At 43.8% G+C, this 7,482-nt stretch carries 7 protein-coding genes and 1 pseudogene; 5 read left to right on the top strand and 3 right to left on the bottom strand.

Annotated features, from left to right (window positions below; all coding sequences use genetic code 11):
• A partial coding sequence (locus BLR76_RS10570) for a hypothetical protein (protein WP_218121445.1) occupies positions 1–266 on the bottom strand: 266 nt, incomplete at its 3' end.
• Positions 267–878: 612 nt separating this feature from the next.
• Between BLR76_RS10570 and add the strand changes: the two genes are divergently transcribed.
• The 4 genes from add (at position 879) to BLR76_RS10550 (ending at position 4,761) form a co-directional block, all read left to right on the top strand.
• The gene (gene add, locus BLR76_RS10565; RefSeq protein WP_091268775.1) at positions 879–1,883 is read left to right on the top strand and encodes an adenosine deaminase; all 1,005 of its coding nucleotides are present in this window, start codon (positions 879–881) and stop codon (positions 1,881–1,883) included.
• Between the two features lie 103 nt (positions 1,884–1,986).
• On the top strand, positions 1,987–3,801 hold the full coding sequence (gene pepF / locus BLR76_RS10560; RefSeq protein WP_091268774.1) for an oligoendopeptidase F: 1,815 nt from the start codon (positions 1,987–1,989) through the stop codon (positions 3,799–3,801).
• Between the two features lie 11 nt (positions 3,802–3,812).
• Positions 3,813–4,181, top strand: a complete 369-nt coding sequence (locus tag BLR76_RS10555) for a hypothetical protein (RefSeq protein ID WP_091268773.1) — start codon at positions 3,813–3,815, stop codon at positions 4,179–4,181.
• The gene (locus tag BLR76_RS10550; protein ID WP_091268772.1) at positions 4,165–4,761 is read left to right on the top strand and encodes a hypothetical protein; all 597 of its coding nucleotides are present in this window, start codon (positions 4,165–4,167) and stop codon (positions 4,759–4,761) included. The genes BLR76_RS10555 and BLR76_RS10550 overlap by 17 nt, the downstream gene beginning before the upstream one ends.
• A 193-nt stretch (positions 4,762–4,954) precedes the next feature.
• Here the strand turns inward: BLR76_RS10550 and map are convergent, their stop codons facing one another.
• Complete coding sequence (gene map, locus BLR76_RS10545; RefSeq protein WP_091268771.1) at positions 4,955–5,695, bottom strand: type I methionyl aminopeptidase; 741 nt, start codon at positions 5,693–5,695, stop codon at positions 4,955–4,957.
• A 296-nt stretch (positions 5,696–5,991) separates the two neighbouring features.
• Between map and BLR76_RS10540 the strand changes: the two genes are divergently transcribed.
• The gene (locus BLR76_RS10540) at positions 5,992–6,990 is read left to right on the top strand and encodes an LLM class flavin-dependent oxidoreductase (protein WP_245683088.1); all 999 of its coding nucleotides are present in this window, start codon (positions 5,992–5,994) and stop codon (positions 6,988–6,990) included.
• Between the two features lie 274 nt (positions 6,991–7,264).
• Here BLR76_RS10540 and BLR76_RS12090 read toward each other — a convergent pair.
• Positions 7,265–7,482, bottom strand: a pseudogene (locus BLR76_RS12090) (IS110 family RNA-guided transposase); the annotation flags it as partial.

Raw genomic sequence — 7,482 nt, 5'->3', positions numbered from 1 at the left:
TTTTTGAACACACAGTTTCCGTGTTCAGCATATTTGGACTTAGCATACCGGATAAGTTCATTTTTGACTACCGAAGGAATAGACGTCTCAATGTGTCTGGAAGTGACTGTTGGAAAGCGGCCATCTGATACAGCCTGCTGGACAAGCTGGTTGGCGTGATAAATATACTCTTTGGATAGCCGGGTCAATTCAGCTGTTTGTTCTTTAGTCGGCTTTAATTTCACTTTGAGCACTTTAACACAGGTCTTTGTCTGTTCTTTTTTCACTCGCTTCACCTCTCTCCTGAAAACGAACGTATGTTCTTTTGTTTAATTATATCACTCCGTCAACGGAAAGGCTAGAGAAATGTATACTTAATTTTAAAATAAAAAGAAGACAAACCAAGCAGGCACTTATCTCAATGTACGCTCTCATCCCACGATTAAAACCGTGGGCTTTCACGCTTGATAGTTCTGTAACGAGAAGCCTTCTAACGGCAAGATGAAATCAGATAAATACCCTAAACTATAAGTAGAGGGCCCCTAAGAACAGTTTAGCGGACGTCAGGCCGTCTAAACTTCAACTACAAAAGAACTTAGCGACAGTTTAGGTCAGAACGGTTGTCTTGAAGTGTAATTAGACTGATAGGACAGGCTGTTGGCACCAGCTTAATTCCCAATAAATATAGAATCAAAGGAAATAAACGGACGAATGAGGTATAATTAGAAGGCGGATTCTTACGATCGTAAAATTAGAAAAAAAGAAGAGCACAGACCATCTGCGCGTTTTCTAAGCTTACCTCGATATCTGTACATATACCATCTGTTAAAGACATCTGGAGTGTGTTAGACTAGTCATTAAAAATATTATGCACATGAAGGAAGTCGAGGAGTGAACAGATGAACAGAAAAGAACTAGTCAATCTGCCGAAAGTGGAACTGCACTGCCATCTGGATGGGTCTGTCCCTATGAAGACCTTGATTGAGCTGGCTGAAAAAGAAGGCTACACTAATCCTGAAGAAGAGATGAGAGGAGCCATTGCGCCAGCCGATTCCGGTACGCTAAAGGAATACTTGTCCAGCTTTGAAACGATCCTGCCACTGCTTCAGACAAAGGAGAATCTTACCGAAGCAACGTATGCCGTGATCGAGGACGCCAACCGTGAAAACATCGTCTATCTGGAGCTCCGGTTCGGGCCGCTTCTCCACCAGAGAAAGGGCTTATCCGTGAAAGAAGTCATAGAAGCGGTCGATAAAGGGATACAGAAAGCAGCAAATGACTTCCCTGTCAAGGTCAGCCTGATTGCCTGCGCACTGAGGCACCATTCTCAGGAAAGAAATACACAGCTTTTCGAAGAAGTCAGTCAGCTGCCTGAAGGAATGGTTGCGGCAGTCGATGTGGCAGGAGACGAAGGAAACTTCCCGAACGAGCAGGTCAGAAGGCCGGTCAGCACAGCGAGAAGCCTGGGCATGGACATGACCATTCACTCTGGAGAAACGGGCTCTGTCGACAATGTCCTATCCGCGATGGATATGGGAACCAGACGACTTGGTCATGGTGTAGCGATCAGACAGGATCAAGATGCACTGCAGAATGTGCGAGCGAAAGACGTTCTTCTGGAACTGTGCCCGACAAGTAACATTCAGACGCGTGCCATTCCGTCATTTAAGGACTATCCGCTGAGATACTTCCTGGATGAAGGCATCAAGGTCTGCATCAATACGGACAACCGGACCGTTTCGAATACGACTGTAACGGATGAACTGATGAACTGTATCGCCCACTGCGGAATGACCGCTGAAGATCTGAAACAAGTGATGCTCAATGCCATCACCTATGCCTTTACTGATGAAGGAACCAAGCAGCAGGTGATCCGCCAGATTGAAGAACAGTACGTTTTTTAGGGAATCATTATTTTCATACGATTAAGACAGATACTAACGATAGACACAATAAGTATTAAAAAAATCACGCAACCTATTCTTTTAACTGGAGGAGAACTTGCCAATGACAACCAATGAATTAAGAGCACGCTCTGAAGTGGCCGACGACTTGAAGTGGGACCTGTCTGCTATATTTAAAGATGACAAAGCCTACGAAGAGGCAGTAGAGAAAGTAAAACAGGATACCGCTCATTTTATTAAACAAGTCGATGGAAAACTGAATGATGCGAAATCTGTCATAGAAGCGGTCGAGGCCTATGAAGACATACGGACGGTCATGTCCCATATCCAGTCTTATGCCATGTTGCCGGTAACAGTCGACATTTCCGACAGTGAAGCCCAAATAAAAAACAGACGTGCCGCCAACTTTCTGGCAGACACGAATGCGAAACTCAGCTTTTTCAAATCTCAGCTGGAAGAACTGAGTGAGTCAGTATTAGACGAAGTAAGTGAATCCCAGCCTCGTTTCGCACCATTCATGAGACTCGTCAAGCTGACAAAGAAAGGCAAGCTGCATCCTAAAGTGGAGGAGGCTCTGGCTCTATTAGATCCGGTTCTGGATTCGTTTGCCGAAGTCTTTGAACAGGCGAGACTCGCAGATGCTGATTTTAAAACGTTCGAAGTGAACGGAATAGAGTATCCACTTAGCTTTGTTTTGTACGAAGAAGTGTACATGTATGATACCGACAAAGAGATCCGTCGTGCAGCGTATGACGCATTCAACCATACGCTCAGCCAGTATAAAAATGTCGTAGCGACTGCATATTATAATCATGTGCAGCATGAAAAGACCATTGCAAATATGAGAGGGTACGACTCAATATTTGACTATTTGCTTGCGGATCAGGAAGTAGATCAGGCCTTGTATCACCGCCAAATTGATGTGATCATGAAAGAGTTTGCCCCGGTCATGCGTAAATATGTGACGCATCTTAAGGAGGTCCATGGTCTTGAGCGGTTCACTTATGCTGACCTGAAAGTCGATTTGGATCCTGATTATACGGCCAAAGTCAGTATAGAAGAATCTCAGGACTTACTGAAACAAGCGATAGCACCGTTGGGCGAGGACTACGTCAACTTGCTCCAGCGTGCTTACCCTGAACGGTGGATCGATTTCGCACAGAACAAAGGAAAGGAGTCAGGCGCTTTCTGTTCCGCTGCATACGGCAAGCACCCTTATATCCTTATGACCTGGACAGGAGACCTGACAGATGCTTATACCTTGTTCCATGAACTCGGTCATGCCGGGCAAAGTGAGCTGACCAATGCGAACAATTCCTTTACCGGGTCGGACCCATCACTTTATCTAATCGAAGCTCCGTCAACATTCAACGAGCTGCTTCTGACTGACTACCTAACTAAGCAAACGAATGACCCGAGAATGGAGCGTAACGTTATTTCTCTAATGATATCAAAGACCTACTTCCATAATTTTGTTACCCACTTGCTTGAAGCGGCCTATCAGCGGGAAGTCTACCGTCTGATTGATGAAGGGAAAAGTTTTGATGCGGACAAGTTGAGTGAACTGAAACGAAGCGTCCTTGAAGAATTCTGGGGAGATGCTGTCGAGATAGAAGCAGGAGCCGAGCTGACTTGGATGAGGCAGATTCACTATTATATGGGGCTGTACCCTTATACCTATTCTGCTGGACTGACCATTGCTACTCAGGCTTATCTGAAAATGTCTCAAGGCGAAATGAAGGCGGAACAGTGGCTGGAGTTTCTTGCCTTAGGGGGACAGAAGACACCAGAAGAGGCTGCTATGGTAGCGGGTGTAGACATTACAACTGATAAACCTCTGATGGATACGATCAAGTATCTGGACGAATCAGTCGACCGAATGATCGAACTGACACAGATTATGGAACAAAATCGATAAGTGGAAAAAACGTGCAGATTCTACTCTGCGCGTTTTTATTTGATTACAGGCACAACGAGACTGTGTTTTGTCATAAGCTGGAATATATACATAGAAATTCATTTTCAACCAACGGGGTAACTGCTCAACAGGCAGAAGGCCTTCTCATCGAATCAGGAGATACACTGACAGTGAGTGTCGAAAAGTCGACTAGTGAAACGCCTCTTGAAGGATCTGCTTATTTGAATGCTGAACCCACACTGACAGTATCGACAAGTGAAGGAAGGTCATATCATATCTCCCTTCTTAATAGGTACACGCACTATCCCGAGCACGAAATGATCGATTTATATAGATTTCTAAATACAAGGGAGGAAGATAGACATGACGAAAACAGCTAGTGGATACAAGAAGATTTTCTGGGGCTATATCCTCTCGATTATTAATATCTCGATAGGCTTTCTCATCCTGTTTCCCAGTATAATCGGGTGGTATATTATGATTAAAGGCTTTGGAGAAATTGAGGACGATCTTCCAACTCAAAATCGAACGATCATTAACAGCGGTCTGTGTATTCTTTTTACCTTTTCCTTTCTGGAAGGTATTTCTCCTTTAATTAGTTCGGATTTTCAGATGTTGAGTATGCTCCTGCTCTTTTACCCTCCGGTACATATGGTGGTTGAACTGACTGTTTTTCATAAATTATTTGAGTCTGTAATCATCAGATTTACTGAAATGCAGCAGGTAGACAGGGTGGACACCTATGCTACAAAAGATACACGGTATCTTCTGATTTCTGGTGTAGCCGTCCTGTTGTTGACAGTAGCTGCGACAGATCAACTGACTGGGCTGATTGTGGTTGGGTCTTTATCGGCATTAGTGTCCAAAATATATATGCTGGCAGTCATTGCGTCACTTAAAAATGAAGGGGCAAGTGCGATACAAGTGTCTTCAAATACAGAAACGGTGAATACCAACTGATAAACATTATAAATAATAAGCCGACTGCAGACTTTTAAGTATGAAAGATGCTTAATAGCATCTAGAGAGAATCAATTGTAGAAAAACTTGAATATGAAAAAAGCACGGACGGCTTGTCTGTGCTTTTTTCTGGCAACTATTATATTATAGAACCGATTTTAATAAATATTAGACTGTTTTAATGAGTTGATCTTTACTTAGTTACAACAATCGGTCCATCCTTAGTCACGATAATCGTATGTTCATACTGAGCGACAAAACTGTCTTGAGTGACGAGTGTCCATCCGTCATCGGACTGGTCAACTTCCTGTTCATTGTTTGAGATGAACGGTTCGAAGGCAATCACCATGCCGTCCTTTAATTTAACGTCATCCCATTTGGAGTAATAATTGAAAATATGGTCCGGCTTTTCGTGGATCGAGCGTCCGATGCCATGGCCGGTCAGGTTTTTAATTACTGTGAGGCCGTTCTTCCTGGCCGTATCATGGACAGCTTTTCCTAACGCGCTAGTATGAGCACCCGGTTTGACCAAGGCCAGTCCTGCTTCAAAGGCTTCCTGAGCGACATCGCAGACTTTCTGCTGATCAGGATGTCCTTCCCCAATCAGTACAGATATTCCAGTATCGGCAAAGTACCCGTCTTTAGATCCGGATACATCTATATTGACCAGGTCGCCTTCCTGAATGACTCGGGTTCCTGGAATACCGTGAGCCACTTCTTCATTGATGCTGATGCAAGTAAAACCAGGGAAATCGTAAACGCCTTTAGGTGCCGACTGAGCTCCAGCCTTTTCGAACAGTCTGCCTGCCAAGTCGTCCAGTTCTTTTGTCGTGACACCGGGTAAAGCCTTGGAAACTAGCTCATCCCGTATCGATCCGCAGATTTTACCAATGGCTTTTAAGCCTTCAATGTCTTCTTTTGTTTTAGCTATCATTTTATCGTCCTCTATTCTAGGTTCATTCTAAAGACCACTCCGCCAAAGTGAGTGACTGCTTATTCATTAATACTGTACATGCTCTTGCAATAATAGAGCATGTAAGTGAGAGGGTCAAGGGGAAGATTCAGTAGTTCGAGTGATTAAAATACTTGTGCCCCAAAATGGACAGATGATTGGGGTATGCGTATGATATAAGAAGAATGCTCTAACAATTTTTTTACCTAATTTACAGATCAGTAGCTACAAGCTCTATCGATTAATAATTAAGGTGCGACGAAAGAAAGGATAGATAGATGATGCGATTAAGTGTATTAGATCAGGCACCAGTAACAACGGGACATACCCCCCAGCAGGCAGTTGAGTATGCTGTGGAATTAGCCCAATATGCAGAAAAATTAGGCTATGACCGGATGTGGATGGCTGAACACCATGGAAGTGAGGCCTTTGCCAGCTCTGCACCAGAAATCATTGCTGCCTATATCGCTGCAAAAACGGATAAAATCCGTTTGGGAACTGGTGGAACGATGATGATGCATTACTCTCCACTGAAAATGGCGGAAGTATTCAAGACATTAAGTGCACTGGCTCCCGGCAGAATTGATTACGGTGTAGGACGGGCACCTGGAGGGGATCAGCGGTCGATCTATGCGCTGTCTCAGGGTAATAAACCTGATTTTGACCATCTTTATGAGAAGCTGGACACAGCACTTGAACTGATTAGAGATACGGTTCCTAACGATCCGTTGTACAGGTACACCCCAGCGTCTCCTCAGAAGGTGACCCTTCCGGAAGCCTGGCTTTTAGGATCGAGCGGAAACAGTGCTATAGAAGCAGGAAGACGAGGAATGGGATACTCTTTCGCCCAGTTCTTCATGCTTGGTGCCATGCGAAAAGAAATCTTCGACTTGTATCGCCACCATTTCGAGCCATCTGAATTTATGGACAAGCCTGAAATCAGCGTAGCCTATTTAGTTACGACAGCGGAAACGAAAGAAGAAGCGGAATACCTGGCAAAGCCTCAGGATATCGCCCGAATTCGTCTGAGTCAGGGACGCATGGACCAGCTGATGACACCTGAAGAAGCAGCGGATTACCAGTTCACTGATGAGGAACAGGCTGCGGCCACACAGAACCGGGGCATTCATCTCGTTGGAACGGCAGCCGAAGTAGCAGATAAGTTGAGACAAGATCAGGAAACCTATGGATTTCAGGAAGCTATGATCTGCAGCATTCAGCATACTCAAAAGCAGAGACTTAACGTATACAAACTATTGGCGGATGAGCTGTTATAGGATATATAACAACGAATGGACTTAGTCATGAGAAGACAGATACTCTCATGACTAAGTCCGTTTTTCATTTTCATTCACAAAATTTTAGTATAAAGCTGCTAAAATATTTCGAAAAAATCAATACTCTCAAGGTCGTTTTGCATCTGACTGATATTTCTGTATACTATATATTAGAGAAGTTTGAAAATATGTAATTAAAGACTAATGAGGTGTAAAGGAGTAGGAGGCGCACTTAAAAAAGAGTTGGTTTTCATGAAAGTTTCAGAAAATGAATTCAGCTAACTTTAATCGAGAACCCATGACTTTTTGCAAAGCTAATTGCTTGTTCGACAGTCATCTCTCTCCCTGGACGAAGCCCTTCGGTCTTATAGAGAGACGCATTATAGGGTTCGTCACGAAGCAGCATATAATATATAGCTGTCAAAAGGCGACGTGCAATGGCAATAATCGCTTTTTTGTGGCCACGTCGTTTTTTTAACTGTAAATATTTCT

Origin of the sequence: Alkalibacterium thalassium (assembly GCF_900101165.1) — a bacterium.
GTDB lineage: Bacteria > Bacillota > Bacilli > Lactobacillales > Carnobacteriaceae_A > Alkalibacterium > Alkalibacterium indicireducens.
This window is presented reverse-complemented; position numbering and strand designations above follow the sequence as displayed.